4 protein-coding genes are annotated in these 18,590 nt (G+C 42.9%); all 4 read right to left on the bottom strand.

Annotation, left to right across the window (positions count from 1 at the left end; translation table 11 throughout):
• Positions 1-453: 453 nt before the first annotated feature.
• Genes NQS30_RS06895 through NQS30_RS06880 form a run of 4 tightly spaced genes read right to left on the bottom strand, consistent with a single transcriptional unit; the run spans position 454 to position 18,582 of the window.
• Positions 454-1,545 (bottom strand): serine hydrolase domain-containing protein, encoded by a 1,092-nt coding sequence (locus NQS30_RS06895; protein ID WP_082997962.1) that lies wholly within the window; start codon positions 1,543-1,545, stop codon positions 454-456.
• A 32-nt stretch (positions 1,546-1,577) separates the two neighbouring features.
• Positions 1,578-5,429: an alpha/beta fold hydrolase gene (locus tag NQS30_RS06890; RefSeq protein WP_124693054.1), complete on the bottom strand. Its 3,852-nt coding sequence runs from the start codon at positions 5,427-5,429 to the stop codon at positions 1,578-1,580.
• Positions 5,430-5,479: 50 nt separating this feature from the next.
• Positions 5,480-12,871 carry an SDR family NAD(P)-dependent oxidoreductase gene (locus NQS30_RS06885; RefSeq protein ID WP_144463970.1) on the bottom strand — a complete coding sequence of 2,464 codons (7,392 nt, stop codon included), beginning with the start codon at positions 12,869-12,871 and terminating at the stop codon, positions 5,480-5,482.
• Positions 12,871-18,582 (bottom strand): type I polyketide synthase, encoded by a 5,712-nt coding sequence (locus tag NQS30_RS06880; protein ID WP_218791621.1) that lies wholly within the window; start codon positions 18,580-18,582, stop codon positions 12,871-12,873. The genes NQS30_RS06885 and NQS30_RS06880 overlap by 1 nt, the downstream gene beginning before the upstream one ends.
• Positions 18,583-18,590: the final 8 nt, after the last annotated feature.

Here is an 18,590-nt window from a genome sequence, read left to right as displayed (position 1 = left end):
CTTTTGATTTAACAGGGTTAGGATACCGTTTAGCCATCCGTATTAAAAACAGTCTTATCATGCTCTGCAATTCTAAAATTAATCATTCAGAAATTCACATAGCGCTTAAGCAAAGATAATGACGTTTAAACTGTACTAATAAAAAAAGATTTTTTATTAGTACAATATGATCAACAACCATAGTTTACAGTAATTAAACAAAGCCGTCAATCATTTATAACCTCATTTTGAAACCGCTTATAAAACTTAAGATCATATTGCGCCAAACTGTACTATAAAAGACTTTAAACTGTATTATAAAAATGCTCTACTGTACTATAATTAAAAAAAATTACAAAGTGTAAATTAAGTTATTTAACTTAGGGGCGGGCTTTGAAAAGATGCCGCGGGATAAAAACGGGCAGTTAGCAATCGTCCCGCCTGCCGAACAGACGGGACGATGCTTTTGTCTAATTATTCAATACCCGCCCACACGATATTCAGCGGCGTCAGCACGGCATGAGGATGAAACTCGGAAATCGGAGTGAAAAATACATACGTAAAATCTTCGGCTGGATCAGAAAACATGCCGCACCACCCCATTCCAAGATGTGAGAAGGTGCCTTCTGTCATGAAATAATGGTCACCGGCCGGCCACAAATTAATGCCTAAACCAAAGCCGCCTTCCTCTCTGGGCGCTCCGAAGAAGTAAAAAGGAAGACCGGGCTTTATTTGATTTCTCAGCATCGCTTCGACTGTTTTTCTTCCAAGCAGCTTCTTATCTTTCAATCTGCCTTTATTTCTAAACATTTCAGCTAACTTCCAAATATCTCGCAATGAAGAGTACAGACCGCTTGTCGCTTTATTCGGAAAATACGGGTGATGACTTTTTTCCAGCTGTACGCACTCGTGCTCATTGATCACACAAACTTCTTCTTTTAAAGCATCAGGCACATAAAAATACGTTCTTTCTAATCCGAGCGCTTCAATAATATGCTTTGTTACATACTGTTCGTAGGATACGCCTGTTACTTTTGAAATAATGATGCCAAGTATAACAAAGCCGGTTCTGGAATAGTTCCATGCTTCATCCACTCCGTACTCCAAAGGCGTACGAACCAGATAGTTTATCCATTCTTCCTCATTCGTTAAGTCAATGCCTTCAGCCTTTTGAATATCCAGCTCAAAACTTAATCCCGCCGTATGAGTCAAAAGGTGCAAAATTTTAATTTCTCCGAAACCCGGTTTATCAAACGCTGGCAAAATGAGCTTGACCGGCATTTTCAGATCGAGCAAACCTTTTTCGACGAGCTGCATGACGGCTACAGCGGTAAACACTTTTGTCAAAGAACCGATTTCTCTGATTGTATCAAGCTGAAATGTTTGCTTTTCTTTTTGTCCGCCGGTAAATTCCCCTAACGACTCAGCTGCAAAAACCTCACCTCCTCTTGACATCATATAACTCGCACATTGCAGATCTCCATTGTCTATCATCGTCTGATAATGGCCGTTAAGAGCGTTAATTTGTTTCATATCAAATGCCGGATTGCTTAATGTTTGTTTCATTGTTTTCTCCCCCTGTACTGTATGTATCGTTTTCATCCCTTACTTACTGATTTCTTGATGAATTCTGACACCGCTTTATTAAATTCTTCCGGATGTGTGATGTTCGGAAGATGCCCCGCTCCCTTAATTTTCTTTAATTCTGCATTGCTCAGCAGTTTCCGCAGCCTTTTTGTTTCTTTCTGATCAACTACGCTTTCCTTCTCACCCGTAAGGATAAGCGTTCTTGTATGAATGTCTTTTAAAAAGCCGATCGTAGAATAGCCTTCTTGTTGATGTATCTTCATAAAACGTTCAATAGAAGCATTTAAGAATTGATTACTGTATAAACTTTCATATTCATGCGACTTTCCTATAGCTATAAAATCATTTTTCAGTTTTTCCTCGACACTGCTTTCAGGGTCTTCTTCGTATGCGGTGTAACTTCCGGAAAGAATGAGCGTTTTTACTTTTTCAGGGTATTCATAGGCTATCCTCTGCCCTATCATGCCTCCCCAAGAAGCTGCCGCAATGTGGATCGGCCAAGCAACCCCTATCTCGTTCAGCACTTCGATAAAAGTCTGAGCCAGCCCGCTCAGTGTAAAATCGGCGCTCCCCTCACTCAGCCCGTAACCCGGTGTGTGTATGACAATTACATTAAATTGATCTGCCCACTCCTTCATTTGTTCTTTCCACATGTAAGCAGTGGTAGCAAAACCGCAAATCAGTAAAATTGTTTCACCCTTACCGCTCATCAATATTTCCATATGCCGGGCATTTTCTGTGTTTGCCAGAAAATGAACGGTTTCCGTTTCTTCTGTCTGGTAAAAAGCGATGAGTTTTTTTGCGGCATCGCTTTGATTGTGCTGAAGGGCTCCTTTCTTCAGTCTGCTCCAATAATGCAAATAATCGTCGAGATGACGATTGGAAGCCGTGCCGAGTATTCGGAAAGGACTCTCGGCTTCTTCCGTAACGACTGACGAAGCATCAAAATCGGCTGCAATCGCTGAATCTCTTACCAGAGGCGGTGCTGAACGGGCGGATAACGGCTTGAAATCGTTTTGTATTTTTTCTTTTTCTCCGTATAACACGATCAGCTGGTGGCCTCGGCCGAGAAGCGAGTGTTCAAAAGCTTTGATTCCGGCAGTATTTTCTAATGGGTGAAGTCCGTACTCCCTTTTCATAATATCTTGAATGCCGGGATCAACTGACATGCCTCCGTCTTTCCAGAAAGGCCAATTTACAGCGATGGTTTTTCCTGATCTTCCCCCCGCCTTTCTCATACATTCCCTCCACTCGGCAAAATGCTCCAGAAAACGATTGGCGTAAGCGTAATCGGCTTGACCCAGACTTCCGATTTCTGAGGAGATGGAAGAAAACAAAACAAAAAAGTCTAAAGGCATATCTCTGAGCGCTTCATCCAAATGAATCACACCATTGACCTTTGATTGCAGCACCGCTTGAGCTTCCGCGTCTGTTTTATTCATAATGAGAGAGTCTTTTAACACGCCTGCACTGTAAATGACCCCGTTGATTTCGGAAAAATCAGCACGAATTTTTTCCGCTAACTTGATGACCTGCTGCTTATCTGACATGTCAGCCTGGATATAAGAAATGCTTGCCCCGTCATATCGGATGCTGTCTAATTTTTCTTCCATGTCTGCTGTCATTTTCGATCGCCCGGCAATGATAACGCTGGCTCCGTGATTTGCATAAAGAAACGCTGAAATAATCCAGCCGATGCCGCTTAATCCTCCGATGATGAGATACACCCCGTTTTTTGCAAACTTTGCGGCCTTTTGTCCTGTTTGCAGCGAAGCGTCTTTGTATGCTGTCACCCGCCTTTTTTGATCGCCGTCATATTTCACAGCCTGATGATGTCCGGCACTTAATTCATTGAGAAGCAAAGGTGCTTTTTCAATGGTTTGTCTTGAAGAAATCTCAACCGTTTTACACTTTATATTCGGCTGCTCCGCATTCAGCGTTTTAAAAAAGCCTCCAATCGCGGCGTAAACCGGATTTGTATATTGACCCTTGTCATGTACGTACAGAATGTTGATGTTTTCTTTTACTTTTTGATGGATCAAAGCTTTACTCAAATAAAGAATTGAATAAAAGCTGTGAGTCAGATCTAACGCTGCCTCAGTATAAGCTTTTTTTGACAGGTAATGAATGATTGACGCCGGAAATGCTCCGGACTTTTTCATATCTTCTAACAGTCTGGAGTAATGAGCAGACTGCTCCGGATTAAATTTATAATGCTTTTCATTTACCATTTCATATTCAGCGGCGGCTTCCGCATAAATAACATTTTCACTGCCGATGTACTTTCGGATTTCATCACTCAATGAACTGTCGAAATCGAAAATCAGTGTATTTTCCTTAGGTACTTCTCCGGACTTTAATGGCGATTCTATCCATTCTTTTTGTAAATATAAAGATTCAAGCACCGGCTTTTCAGACGGCTCTTTCGTTTGCGTTTTTTCTTTAAAAGCTGCGGCCGGCGTATTACGCACATCATATTTTTCTTCTAAATAAGCCGCTAAATCATGAATATTGTTATAATCAAAAAGCAATGTCGGATACAATTGTGTATCCAATCTTTCCTCGAGCATTTTCGATATATGCAGCAGCTGTTTTGAGTCAAGACCCAGTTCGTAAAAAGATTGGTGTTTGTCCGCTTTATTTGGCGGTGTGTTTGTAACCTCTCCAATAATGGATGACAGCTCATCTGTTAATGTTTTATGACTGTCTTGGTGCTGAACTGTATCAGAGATAGAGTCTGTAATGTTAGCTCCGTATTTCTCCTGCAGAAATTCCGTCAATTCACCGATTGTGGAGTAATCAAATAATAAAGTCGGGTACAGCTTTGAACCTAACATCAGTTCTAATTTTTTGGATAAGTCTAATAATTGTTTAGAATCCAAGCCCATCTCATAAAAGGAAATATCATTCTTCACTGTTTCAGCAGGTTTTTCAATCATGCCGGCTATCTCTTGGATCAAATTATTTCTGATCATTTCTTTATTGTTCGCTACGCTGCCGACCTCTTTAGCTTTTTGGGAATGCTCCAGCCTTTGTATTGATTTTTCATTTCTGACTCTTTTCACACCGAATCGCTCATAATAAAAAGCAAGCTCTCCATCAGGCCTGTATACTTCTATGTCCGCATATAAAATGTCTTTAGAAGGCGGCTGCGTTATACTGGTTTTATTAATATACACAAAACAAGACCCAGTTGTTTTATGCAGTGCCCGGAATGTCTCAATATATATAGGGATAAACGCATTTGTTCCTTCATCCGGCAAGTCTGATGTAAGGATTCCCAACAAGCTGAGAGACCCATCCAAAAATGCGGGATGCATGTAAAAGTCATCTGTATATTCTTTTGAAAGTCCGCTTAAACTGACCTCTCCCAGAATATAATTTTCACCTTCATATACTGTACCTTCCAATTTCATAAAATCTTTATGAATCAGGCCGCCCCTGCGCAAATTACGATAGGCGGATTCAGCATCCGAAGTCCGGACGGCCCCTTTCTTTAATTCTTCGATTGAAATTGTCTTTTCTTTTATCGCATTTTTTCTTATGATTTCCGCCTGCAAGTTGACTGACGCTTCACCTTCCGCCTTTTCAGCGACCCATTTCCTGCTTGTTGTTTCAACAAGCCAGCCGTTTTCTTGTTTCGTAAACTGGAAGGTGACTTTTTTATCAAAATGGACTGACGTCGCAACAGGTTCACGGAATAAAACATGTTTGATTTCAAAACTTCGGGGTGATATCCCTTTCTCAGCTAAAAATCGTGTTATTAAATCCAGATACGTTACGCCGGGTATCGTACGCACTTGATGAAGGACATGGTCTGAAACAATATAATCGTCATGTTTGACTAATACGCTGAACCTCATGCAACTCGACAACCTTTCTTCTTTTACAAAGTAAAGAAACAGAGCAGGTGCTACTCTGTTTCATCAATAATTTCAAGAAGCCGTTTTTTATTCTGTTTGATTTGTTTTTTCCGATTTGAATCCGGCCAGTACTCTTTTCTGACAAACTCAGCAGGCGGCAGCGGAGTTCTGACGGAATGATATGAATCATCCAGGCCGCTTACCAAAAGGTGGGCGTTTGTTCCGCCAAAACCGAAAGCGCTGATGCCCGCCCTCCGTTTTCCATCCTTCCAGCTTCTCAGCTCTGTATTCGGATAAAAAGGCGACTTTTCAAATTCAAAGCGCGGATTTGGCGTTTCACAATTCAATGTAGGCGGGATTTCCTTATGCCATATTGATAAAATCACTTTAATGAAACTTGCCGCTCCGGCAGCGCTTAATAAGTGTCCGATATTGGTTTTCACACTTCCTACTCCGCAAAATTGCGTTTTGTTTGTGTCTCTTCGGAATACTTTTGTCAGAGCCTGAAGCTCAATCGGATCTCCAATCATCGTGCCTGTGCCGTGAGTTTCGACGTAGCTGACTGATCCGGGAGTGATATCGGCTTTTTCAAATGCATCTTGAATAACCTGCTCTTGAAGCTTAGGATTGGGGGTCGTAATTCCCATTGTCGCACCGTCGTTATTAATAGCTGATGCTTCAATGATACCGTATATCCGATCACCGTCAGCTTTCGCTTTCTCCAGCGGTTTTAACAGAACAGCGCCAAAACCCTCTCCGGGTACAAAACCGTTTGCCCTTTCATCAAAAGTAAAACACTGACCGTCCGGCGAAAGAGCTCCTCCTTCTGTTAACATCAGGTAAGGAATTTCATCCAAAAGCAGATCCGCTCCTCCTGCCAGCGCCATCTCTGAATCACCGTTTTTTATGCTTTGGCAGGCTAAATGAATGCTGACTAATGAAGAAGAACAAGCGGTATCAGAAACCATGCTTGGACCGTGAAAATTAAAGAAATGCGACACATGTGAAGCAATAAAGTTTTGACTAAGCCCGACGATGTGGCTGCTGCTTTCTTTCGGCAGTTTGTGACCGTAACCGCCCATTCTGGAACCGACAAATACGCCGACTTTTTTTCCCGATAATTCCGTTTCTTCATAACCGGCATCCCGTACAGTCTGTACACTCGTTTCTAAGAAATGTCTTATCAGCGGGTCCGTTTGGATGGCTTTCTCCTCTTCCATGCGGAAATACTCCGGATCGAAGCTGCCGATTCCATTGATAAATCCTCCCCATTTGCTGATGCTTTTTCCCTTTTGTTTGACCGGAGAGTAATTTTCTTCTATATTCCACCGGGAATCAGGTACTTCTTTAATATGATTCTTCCCTTTTCTCAGATTGTCCCAAAATTCCTCTTTATCAGCCGCTCCAGGGAACTTACATCCGATTCCGATAACAGCTATCTTTGCAGAGGAAGCCGTCTGCGGTTCTGTATTTCGGCTCGTCACAGACTGCATATCTTGCATATCTTGCTGATTGCTGCTTTGAGAATCAGTCTGTTCGATTTGTTTCTTCAACGGCGGCGCCGTCTTACCGATATATTCCGCAAGACCATGAACCGTGTTGTGTTCAAGAAGCACAGTAGGGTCAATTTTTTTCTGAATCATTGCTTCTATTCGATGTATAATGCTGACAAGAAGTATAGAATCCACACCGTATTCCTGAAAATCCGTATTTGGGTTAAGCTTTTCAAGGGGAATGCTCAATTCCTCGGCAAATACGGCAGAAAGTTCACTGACAAGCCCTTCTGAATGATCAAAAGTGTCGGGAGTCTCCTGTCTTCGGACTGGAACCGAAGCTCCGCCGGTTTTATTGATGTTCAGGAGACTGTCTGCATGAAACACTGTTCCTTTTTTCACGATAGGAATGATATTGGCCGATTTTTTCTCCAGTGCATGATACAAAATCGCCAGTCCTTCCCGTGTGGAAAGAGAGTCCAATCCCAATTCATCATATAAAGGACTCGTCACAGTACCCATTCCGACTTCTTTCCAGCTCGGCCAATTGATGGACGTGAAATACGTTCTCCCCTTTTGAAAATGATAAACCGCGAAATAGTCCATATATGCGTTTGCAGACGCGTAATCAGTCATTCCTTTCGACAGTTTGGGTGACTGTGCTGCAATTGATGAAAATAGAATAAAGAAATCCAGCGGCCTATTATTAAAAATCCGCTCCAAATTCTGAAGTCCAGTGACTTTCGGCCCGTACACCGTCTTAAATTCACTCATTCTTTTATGAATAAAGGCCGGATTTCCGCCGCTGTGCAGTCCGGCACAGTGTATGACACCGCTTATATCTTTAAATTCAAGGCTTACTTGGTGAAAGAATGAACGCAGCTTCTCTTCATTTGTGAGAGAACCGCTGTAATACAGATAGTTGACACCTTTCTCTTCAAAACTTTGAAACAGTTTTATATTGCTGACTGTCTTTTCGTCCTGTCTGCCCTCTTTCAGCAAATGATCCCATTCACTTCGCAAAGGTAATGGACGCGTACCCGTCAGCACGAGTTTTTTCACTCCCCGTTTCACCAAATCTTCAGCTATTGCTCTGCCAATGCCCCCTGTCCCGCCGGTAATCACGATGGCTTTATCCGCAGGAAATGAAACAGGCGCGCCGGTATGGATTCTTTCTTCTTCAAAATACGGAACATATCTGACGCCGCTGCGGTAGCATACTTCATTCTCTCCGGTACATTGCGCCCTTTCATTCTCAAAGATTTGTTTCAGCTCATGCGTTTCTTTCATGCTGTCTATATCTATTGTTTTCACATGAACAAAGCCGTATTCCGCAGAAAGGGCTTTCAGAAAAGCCGCTGATTCTGCACCCGTCAGCTTTGGTTTTTCCGCTTTAAATACCTGCAAGCCATTGGTGATTTGTAAAATGGATAATGGTGTTTCCTTTTTACTCCGCTTAATTATTTCTTGTATAAATAAGAATTTACCATATGGGATGCCGTTCTGATTGTCACTCTGGTTTCCGATATCTGAGAAATCAAATATATTTTGGACCTGCCGCTCACCGCCCGAGAAGATCTCACGGATAACGTCGTATGCGTGGTTTTCATCTAATAAAGAACACTCAAACATTTGATCAGAGTGTTTTATAAATGAAGAGTGATGTTTTATGACAATCAGATTCTCCTGATCTATATCCGAACAAATGGTGCGGGCAATTGATTCTGTGTCTTGATTTACAAATGCTACTGTCAGTCCGTACTCTTTTGTTTCGGATGGATTAACAAACGGATTTTCCCTCCATTTTTTTTGCAAGTGATGTTGAAAAGAATGCTGAGGGATCTCTGTCTTCTCAGTCCTGAACGGAACCCAATAACGTTCTTTTGCAAACGGATAAGTCGGAATTGAGATCCGTTTACCCGGCTGCTTTAAATGTTGATGAACGGATTTCCAGTCGATATCCGCCCCCCAAACCCATAATTGAGCCAGCTTTTCCGCTTCACCGTTCTCAATAATGGTCTTTACAAACAATTCACCTGCTGTGCCTTCCGTTAACGCCTTCATTTTTTCAGCAAATGCATCTGCTGATTGCTGATGAACATATACGCCTGGAACTTGCTTGTCACCGCGGCAAAACTCAAATAATTTATCTTTCATTTCTTTAAGAGAGGTACCGATAATCGCCGCTCTGGCCTCCATCGCTTCTCTGCCCGATTGTGTAGTGTATGCCAGATCCCGTAAAACGACGCTTTCCGATTGGCTGCCTTCCATCACTTCATTCGGGAACAGGTTTCTTATCGCTCCGGCATATTCCTTCAATACGTATTCAGTAACCGCTTGAATGGAGGGGCAATCAGTTAATTCATACATCGTGAGTTCAATATGAAACATTTCGTTAATAAAATCCGCCATCCGGCTTAATTCCAAAGGCCCTACGCCAAATTCACTCAGGTGATCAGCAATATTAATTTCTTCCGGATGGATATGAAGCAATTCCGAAACAAACGGTTTGAGTACTTCATACACCTTTTCTTTCATATCAGGCTGCTTATCCTTTACTTCAGGACTTAGTGAACGCTGGATAAAATCTCTCATGTTTTCGGCATACTCAAGAAGACGTTCATTGTCTTTGGCAGATAACAGGACAATATGCGGTTCGTTCTCAACATGTTCTGTTGAGACGTTTGTTTCTTCATATTCTTCTATAATGATATGAACATTCGTTCCTCCCGCTCCGAATGAGCTGATCCCCGCTCTTCTCGGAACAGTTACTGTTTTTCCGTTTTCCTGCAGTTTTGGTTTCTTCCAATCTTGCAATGACCGCTGTACATAAAAGGGAGATGCTTTAAAATCGATATTTGGATTCAACGTCTCCGCATGTATGGAAGGAAACAGTTTTTTCAGTTTCATTTGCAAAAGAACCTTTGTCAAACCGGCAATTCCCGCTGCGGCCTCAAGATGGCCGATATTTGATTTGACAGAACCGATGGAACAATATTGAGTGTGCTCCGTAAATTCCCGAAACGCTTTTGTTAACCCGGTGATCTCAATCGGGTCTCCAAGAGAAGTTCCCGTTCCGTGAGCTTCAATATAACTAATTGTACGAGGGTCAATACAAGCTTTCTGAAGCGCGTCCTGTATCAGTTCAGACTGACCATTTGGATTAGGAACCGTAAAACCGTTTGTTCTCCCTCCGTGATTGACTGCTGTCGCTTTAATCAGCGCATAAATATGATCTCCGTCCCTTACCGCTTCCGCCGCCGGCTTTAAAAGTACGGATCCCACTCCTTCTCCCGGTACATAACCGTCACCGCCCTCGCCGAATGTCCGGCATCGGCCATCACTTGCAAAGAAGCGGCTTTGATTTAATAATGTATATTTATTCGGATGAAGCGTAAGATTGACCCCGCCGGCAACAGCAAGTGTGCTTTCTCCTCTTCGTATACTTTCACAGGCTAAGTGAATGGCGTTAAGAGAGGATGAACACATTGTATCAACCGCCATACTCGGCCCCTTAAAGTTAAAGAAATACGATATTCTGTTTGCTATTGCAGAAAATGGAGACCCGACGGCCAGTTCATTTCCTTTAAGTGATTCTTCAACGCCGAAAAATTGATAGCTTCCATATGTGACGCCTGCAAATACTCCGACCTTTTTGCGGGTCAGATCTGAAGGTTTATAACCCGCATCCTCTATGGTATTGTACACTGTCTCTAAAAAGAGACGTTCCTGAGGATCAAGAAAAGCCGCTTCTTTCGGTGATATCCGGAAAAATAAAGGATCAAACCGGTCTGGATTTTTCAGAAAACCTCCCCACTTATAGCAGCTTCCCTCCAGCATTTCTTTCCGGTCATCGGGAATTTCGCTTACGCAATCCTGTCCATTCATCAGCACATTCTGGAACTCCCTGATGTTTTCCGCACCCGGATACCTGCCGCTGACACCGATAATGGCTATATCAGCAGAAAGGGAATCGGCCGCCATGTGCTCTTTTGAATCTTCTCCTTCAGAGCGTACCGGCGCTTTTGTTTCCACTGGTTTTCTTTTTGGCTTTTTTTGATATGAGACAAGTTCAGATGTGCCGGCCGGTTTCAGCAGTTTCATCATTCGTTCGCTGTGATGACTCAGGAAATATTCAGCTAACTGCGATATTGAATGATATTCAAAAAATAATGTTTTCGACAATCTGCCGATACTTTGCTCCAGCTTTTTGGTCAGACGCATGATCATCACTGAATCAATGCCGTATTTCTCCAGATATTGTTTTTCATCTATGAGTGAGGCCGGTAATTTCAATTCCTCTGACATTATATTTTTCAGATAACTGATGATATTTTGTCTTAATTCATCGTTTTGCAAATCGGCATCTTCCTGCTGGTCTGAATGTAAGCTGATTGTGCCGGCACGCTTCAGCACATCCTCAATCTTTTCTTTACGGCCTTTCAGGGCAATCAGCTGTTCAGATGATTGACACAAGCTGTTCTCCAGAGCCTGTATTCCGTCACCGTCATCTAACGGGTCAAGACCGAGTTCCTGTTTCATGTAGGATATTCCTTCATCGTCAATATTCATCCCGCCGGAAGTCCATAGCGGCCAATTGACTGACACTACCCTTCCGGCAGACTCTTTTGCGGTCATAACTGCTGCATACTGATCCAAACAGGCATTGGCGAAAGCATAGTCACATTGGCCGGCTGAGCCGAAGACTGCCGATGTGGATGAAAACAAGACAAGTAATTCAACTTTCATTTTTTTGATTTCTTCCGCCAGCCACAGCGTGCCATAAACTTTCGAACCTGTGACTTGATCAATTTCTTCTTTTGTCTTTCTTAAGATAAAAGAGTCACGGAGTACGCCGGCACTGTGAAATACTCCATGTAAGGTGCCGAACTGCTCTTTTGCAAAAGCAAACATCCGTTCAGCATCACTTTGTTTTGAAACATCAGATCGGATATATTCAACTGTTGAACCTGAACTTCTTAAATATTCGATCTTTTTCTCCTGCTCTTCAGTTAAATCAGAGCGCCCTGTCAATATGAGATTCGCTTTCCATTGTTCCGACAGATGTTTTGCCAGAATATAACCGAGACCGCCCAGGCCTCCTGTAATCAGATAGTTCCCATGATGTTTCAGCGGCTGGGTTAAATCGAATGAGCCGGCTTTATTATAGCTTTTCGTAAAACGTCTCCCGTTTTCATAGCGCACTTCAAAATGGATATCCCGTTTTTCGTCACACTCTCTCTGATATATATCCGCTATCGCTGGAAGAGCGGCTCCCTCACCCTCTGATTGCGTGATATTGATAATCTGATAGTGAAAATTGGGGTGTTCCTGGTGAACGGTTTTCACCAATCCGCCGAGAGCATGATGCAGCGGCAGTTGTTCTTTATTCTCTGTTTGAAAAATATGCGTCAGCTTTATTATCTTTTTCCATTTTAGTTCAATCAGCGCCTGTGTAATATACAGAAGAGAAAACAATCCGTTTTCCAATTGTTTCTGTATACCTCCCTTACTCATGTCAGCCTGAGAATCAGACCACAAGTGAAGAATCTTTTCGGGCAGCTGATAATGATCATGAATGTATCGGAACAGCTTTAGATAATCGTCTTTTTTCACGTGGTTCATACAAATCGCATCATCATGTAAAACAGCAAATTCTTTTCCGCGGATGACAAACAAGAGAGTACAGTCCTTAAACAAACCGCTCAATTCTTGTATTTGCCGTTCATTTTCTGCAAAAATCAGGAGCAATCCCGTCAAGGGTACGCTCTTCTTACTCGGAATGAACGATTCTGTCCATTCCGGCTTGTAATATAAAAGCGGATGGTTCGATGCCCGTGATTTTTGATTCTGAATGGATGTCACACGGGCATAGCCTTCGTCAGCCGACATTTGTCCTGTTTGAATCAGATCAAGAATATCGCTGAGTTGTTCACGTTTTCCGTTCATCATTCTTCCCCCATTAATTGTTTCAATACAGCCTTCTGATCAATATCATTGGTTTCCAATTGACGCAGGAGACGAATGAGTTCGTCGTCCGTCTGAACAGTGTCTTTTTCATGACCATATCTGAATCTCACATCTCTGCACTCTGCCAGAATGCTTCCGTTTTTATCTGTAAACGTCATATGACACGTTACATCACGGCTGTTCTGCCGGTTCTCTTTTTGAGTATAGACATAAAAATTTTGAGCGAGAGGGTGATAGACATCCGCCGCTCCCATTCCGATCAATTCCGGGAAGGTTTCTCCGCTGACAAAAAACGCACTGGCTTGAATCGCGGACTCAAGCGCTTCAGGAGAGATCGTAAAATTCTCTCTTTTTGCATAAAGCTCATCCGGCAATGAATGAAGCGACAGCATTCCGTCACTGTTTTTCGCTGATTCAATGACAAAAGGCGCTTCAGCAGGATGTTCAGTCATTTTTGATTTGACTTCAGCAATATCAAGCGCTTCAGGAAACATACCGCTTTCAGGCTTAGCAATATGCGCATTTCCCCTGGCAAGACGTACTTTATTCTCATTTTTTGTGTTTGCATATATGTCAAACCGCGCAAAGTCGCGCTCAGGCGTCAGCGTAATCATCAGTTCCCGTATATCAGTTATTCCGTTCATGCTTTCGGTCCACAATAAATCAGTCAATGTATGAACTGGTTGTCCAAATGCCGCCGCTGCATTGACGATAGCCATTTCAGCCAAAGATGCATAAGGGAAAAAGGACACGTTTCCTTCAGACAGACTTAGTGCGAACGGATGATTACGGCTGATTTTTTTCGTGAAACTGAACTGATTAAAATCGGACGTGTTACTCCCCAAGAAAGGGTGAGTCGGCTTACTCACATCCGCTGAAACAAGTGCTTCCCCTTTTTCCGCTATCCAATACCGCTGTTTGATCAGCGGTTGTCCCGGAATAGAAATCCTGCGAGCATTCCGATTCACCTCAAAAGTCTCCCAATCTATCTTTCTTCCATTTACCCATTTGGATGCTGCTTCGGCGTAATCTGAACAAACGTGAGGCATTTCATTGTGAACTTCTGATTCGAATGTATTACCGGTATGACTGAAGTTGCTTTTTTCACCCCTGATATAAGCTGAAAGCTCTTCAGCAATGACCCGCCCGGAATCTGCCACTATCGCCAGCCGTTCTTCCATATGATCGCGTCCCGTCTGAAGTGTATAGGCAATATCCTGAAGACGCAGTTTATGATTGTTATCCTTCGATTCATTTTCTGATAGAAAATCAGCCATAACCTTTGCATATTTTATCAGCCGTTGTTTGTCTTGAGCCGATAAAACAAAGATCACTCGGCCGCTTTGATGATCAAAAGCTTTTGGCGGCTCATACGCTTCCAATATAAGATGCGCGTTTGTTCCTCCTGCCCCAAAAGCGCTTACCCCGGCTCTCAAAGGATGAACAGCATTGCTGTTTTGCGGAATATTCCATTCAGCCGCTTTCCGCTGCACTTGAAAAGGAACCTGATCAAAATCTATAAACGGATTAACAATATCGGAATGCAGAGAAGGAACAAGCTGCTTATTCTTCATTTGGAGAAGCACTTTCGTTACCGCAGCGATTCCTGCCGCAGATTCTAAATGTCCGATATTTGATTTCACCGAACCGATGGCGCAAGGATGGTTCAATTGATAGGAATCTTTCAGTCCTTGAATTTCAATCGGATCGCCTAATGACGTCCCTGTTCCATGTGCTTCAATATAATTGACGGTATTCGGATCAATGTCAGCTTTACGAAGCGCTTCTGAAATGACCTCCGCCTGCGCATCCGGATTCGGTATGGAATATCCGCTCGTCTTTCCTCCATGGTTAACGGCGCTTCCCTTAATCACACCGTATATTTGATCTTGATCTTCTATTGCTTTTTTCAATGGTTTTAACAATACGGCTCCGACTCCCTCACCGGGAACATAACCGCTTCCGTCTTTTCCAAAACTCCGGCATCTGCCGTCACTTGATAGAAACTGTCCCATACTGAGGAACTTATATTTATTCGGATGTATTGACAAATTCACTCCGCCGGCTAATGCCATATCGCTCTCTCCGCAATGTATGCTTTGGCATGCGTAATGAATAGAGGTCAGTGATGAAGAGCACATTGTATCCAGAGCCAAACTCGGACCTTTTAAATGAAAATAATAAGACACCCGATTGGCAATTGAAGAATAGACGGACGCCGGCGAGAAAGCCACTCCATTTTCTTCTCCTTCAAATAGTTGATATTGGCCCCACATTGCACCGACAAATACACCGACTTTCATCTTTTCCAGCATGTTTCTCGGGTACCCTGAGTCTTCAAAACAATGTTTGGCCGTTTCTAAAAAGAGCCTTTCCTGGGGATCCATAAGTTCTGCTTCCCTTGGGGAAATATGAAAGAAAAGCGGATCAAATTGATCGGCTCCGCTGATAAAACCTCCCCACTTGCTGTAAGACTTCCCTTTCATATCTCTGTCTTCGCTGAAGAAATCATCCATATTCCAGCGGTCAGGCGGGATTTCTGTAATACAATCTTTTCCGCTCTTTAAATTCTCCCAAAATTCAGGTAAGTCTTCAGCCATCGGATACTTTCCGCTTAATCCGATAATGGCAATGTCCTCATGCCTTGTATCAGCTGTTTCATTTATTTGGATCTCACGGCTTTCATCCTCTATGAAGGTATCTTGAAGTGCAGATTCCAATTTTTCTTTGTCACCTTTAAACACAATCAGCTGTGATGCGTTCAGAGAGAGTGAATCTTGAAAAGCTTTGATCCCATTGGTTTTACTAAGAGGAACCATACCGATTTTTTGTTTCATCCATTTTTCAGTTTGTTTATCCACTTTCATGCCGCCGTCTTCCCATAGCGGCCAGCCGATGGCTACTGAGACGCCGGAGCGTTCTTTTTTCCGCCTCATTCCTTCACGCCACTCAGCGAAAAGATCGATGAACCGGTTGGCCAATGCGTAATCCGTCTGTCCGATATTCCCGTACATCGAGGTGCTTGATGAAAACATCACAAAGAAGTCCAAAGGTTCGGTTTGCAGCAAGCTGTCCAATAAGACCGTCCCATTTATTTTCGGAGCGATTACTTCCTGAATTTCATCTTTTGATTTTTGAATCAATAAAGCGTCGTGCGTCACACCGGCACTGTGTATCACACCGTTGATTTCTCCGAATTGCCTTTTAATGGTTTTTATGATTCGCTCTGCATCACGGCTATCTGAAAAATCACCTCTTATATATTGAACCGAAGAACCGCCTGCTTTCATTCGGCTGATTTTGTTCTTTTTGTCTTCCGTAAGTTCAGAACGGCCCGCTAAAATAATATTGGCTTTCGTTTGGGCTGCGATATGTTCAGCAAATATAAGGCCTAAGCCGCCGGCCCCTCCTGTAATCATGTATACTCCGTTTTCTTTAAAGGAGAAATCTGAGTTTGGAGCCGGTTCCGCTTCCCGTAAGGCACGGACCCAGCGCACATTTCCTTCATAATAAAGATCGGTTTCTCCCGGATGAGCTTCCGTAGATTCGACTCTGATGATTTCAGCTGTAAGTTCCGTCAACGATGACTTGTCTGAAACTGATATCCCGATTGTCTTAAGGGCCAGTTTCGGGTTCTCAAGCACAATAGACTGCCCTGCGCCATGGACTGAAGCGTAAAGCGGCTGATCATTTTTATGGTCCGCCGGATAAAGGAAAAGCGATACAACCTTTTTTTCCGTCTTGCTGCGCATCAATGCCCGGCTGAAAAAGAATAGCGGATAAGCCCCCTTAGAAAGCTGTTCACTTATTTTTTCCGGGCCGGCAAATGACCCTTCCGGCCACCCGTAAACCACGGTGTCGGGCATTTGCCCCCTTTTTTTCAGATCAGCTGCAAGCCTGTCAAAGTGAGCTTCCTCCCTGTGATCTATCTCATAAACACCGTCTCCGTGATAGGAGAAACGATTCCCTGATAAAACGAGAATGATCTGTGTATTTTCGAATCCATTTTCAGCATTTTCCCGCATAAAATGAAAAAGCTCTCTGTCATATTGAAACAGCAGGCATGTTCTTTTCTTTTTATTTCCGCAATTCGGGTCCCAAGCGGCAGCCTTTTGTCTCCAATGCGGCGTTAAATAGGTCAGAGCCGTATGATTCTCTCCATGATGAAGAGGGAGGTCTTTTTCAACGGAAGTTTTTTCGCCGCTCTCTGCAAAATAGTTTGCAAGTTTTTGAATCGTCGGATACTCAAACAATAAAGTAGGGTACAGTTCCCTGCCTGTTTTCTCTTCCAATGCCTTTACGGCTTGCACAAGTGTTACGGAATCGAGGCCTTGTTCATAAAAACCTTTTACCACAGAGAGTGTTTCAGGGGCAGTCCCTTTGATATCTGCGATCAGCTGCTGAATGTCTCCTTCTGTTATAAGAGCGGAAAGATTTTCGTTCATACTTTCTTTCATGTCAGGCTTTTCAGCTGATTGATTTCGCGTTAAGAAATAACTGGACATTTTTTGATTTTCTTTAATATACGCGGCGAGTTCCCGGATCGTTTTCTGCTCAAACAGGAGTGTAGGATACAGCTGTTCCCCTGTTTTGTTTTCAAGTTCTTTGACAATGGCAAGCAAAGAAGCTGAATCCAGGCCCTGTTCATAAAAACCAATGTCTGTCCTTATGTCACGCAGATCTATATTTGAAACCCCGGATATTAATTCTTTAAGGTGTGTCTCAATGCTTTCGCTTCGATTTATGATTGAATCTTTTCTGATCAGGCTGTCTTTTGGCTGAGAAGCCGCTTCAGTTTCCAAACGAGTCTGCTTCAGATTTTCAATTAAATCTTTTGAGCGAATATGTTTCACAGACAGCCGCGTAAAATAAGCGATCATCTCCCCGTATGCATCGTACAAACCGTAACTTACTTGGATGACATCCCCTGAATCATGATTTTGGTCTTGCTTCTCTATGTACACATAACACCTGTCTTCCAGGCGCTTCGTCATACGGAAAGATTCAATATGAATGGGAATATACGTCTTCATCCGGCTTGCCGGAGATCCTTGTGTAAAATATTCGGGACATGCCTGATAAAGGATCGATATGATGGTAGACGCATCAAGAAAAGTGGGATGCAATTGAAAATAGCCGGTATATTGATTGGCAATTTGGCTGAGCGTCAACTCTGCAAGTACAGAATGATCAGACGCATAAACCTTCCCCAGACTCTTCATAAATTCAAAATGCTCTATATCAACCTTTTTTAAATAGTCATAACATATCTCCATATCAGCTTCACGGGCGGAGGCATGTTTAATTTCATCAATATTGATTGAACTCATGCTTTCCGGGAATTTCTGCATGAGCCTGCAGGTCATATTCTCATCCCAGCTTTCATCCAGAATGCGGTCATCTTTTACCTTTCTGCTCTTCGCCTGAATTCCCCATCCCTGTTCCAATCCCTGAAAACGGATGCGGATTTCTCTGTCAAAGGTATCCGATGTTGCTACAGGTTCCAAATACAAAATATTCTGACATTCGAGTTCTTCAATAGGCAAACCTTTGCTCAGCGCCATACGGTATATCATATCTAAAAATGTGACACCGGGTATAATCCGGGTGCCATGCACCCGGTGATCCCTGACAATATAGTCCGTATGTTTAATTGTTAATGTGAACTGATAGTTTTGATTACTGGCCACCTGTCTCA

Source organism: Bacillus sp. B1(2022) (assembly GCF_040259625.1).
In the GTDB taxonomy this organism is placed as follows: Bacteria; Bacillota; Bacilli; order Bacillales; family Bacillaceae; genus Bacillus; species Bacillus velezensis.
This window is presented reverse-complemented; position numbering and strand designations above follow the sequence as displayed.

Excerpts from the sequence above, each read along its gene's own strand:
- NQS30_RS06895 (WP_082997962.1), bottom strand. The coding sequence starts at position 1,545 with ATGAAACAAACATTAAGCAATCCGGCATTTGATATGAAACAAATTAAC.
- NQS30_RS06890 (WP_124693054.1), bottom strand. The coding sequence starts at position 5,429 with ATGAGGTTCAGCGTATTAGTCAAACATGACGATTATATTGTTTCAGAC.
- NQS30_RS06885 (WP_144463970.1), bottom strand. The coding sequence starts at position 12,871 with ATGAACGGAAAACGTGAACAACTCAGCGATATTCTTGATCTGATTCAA.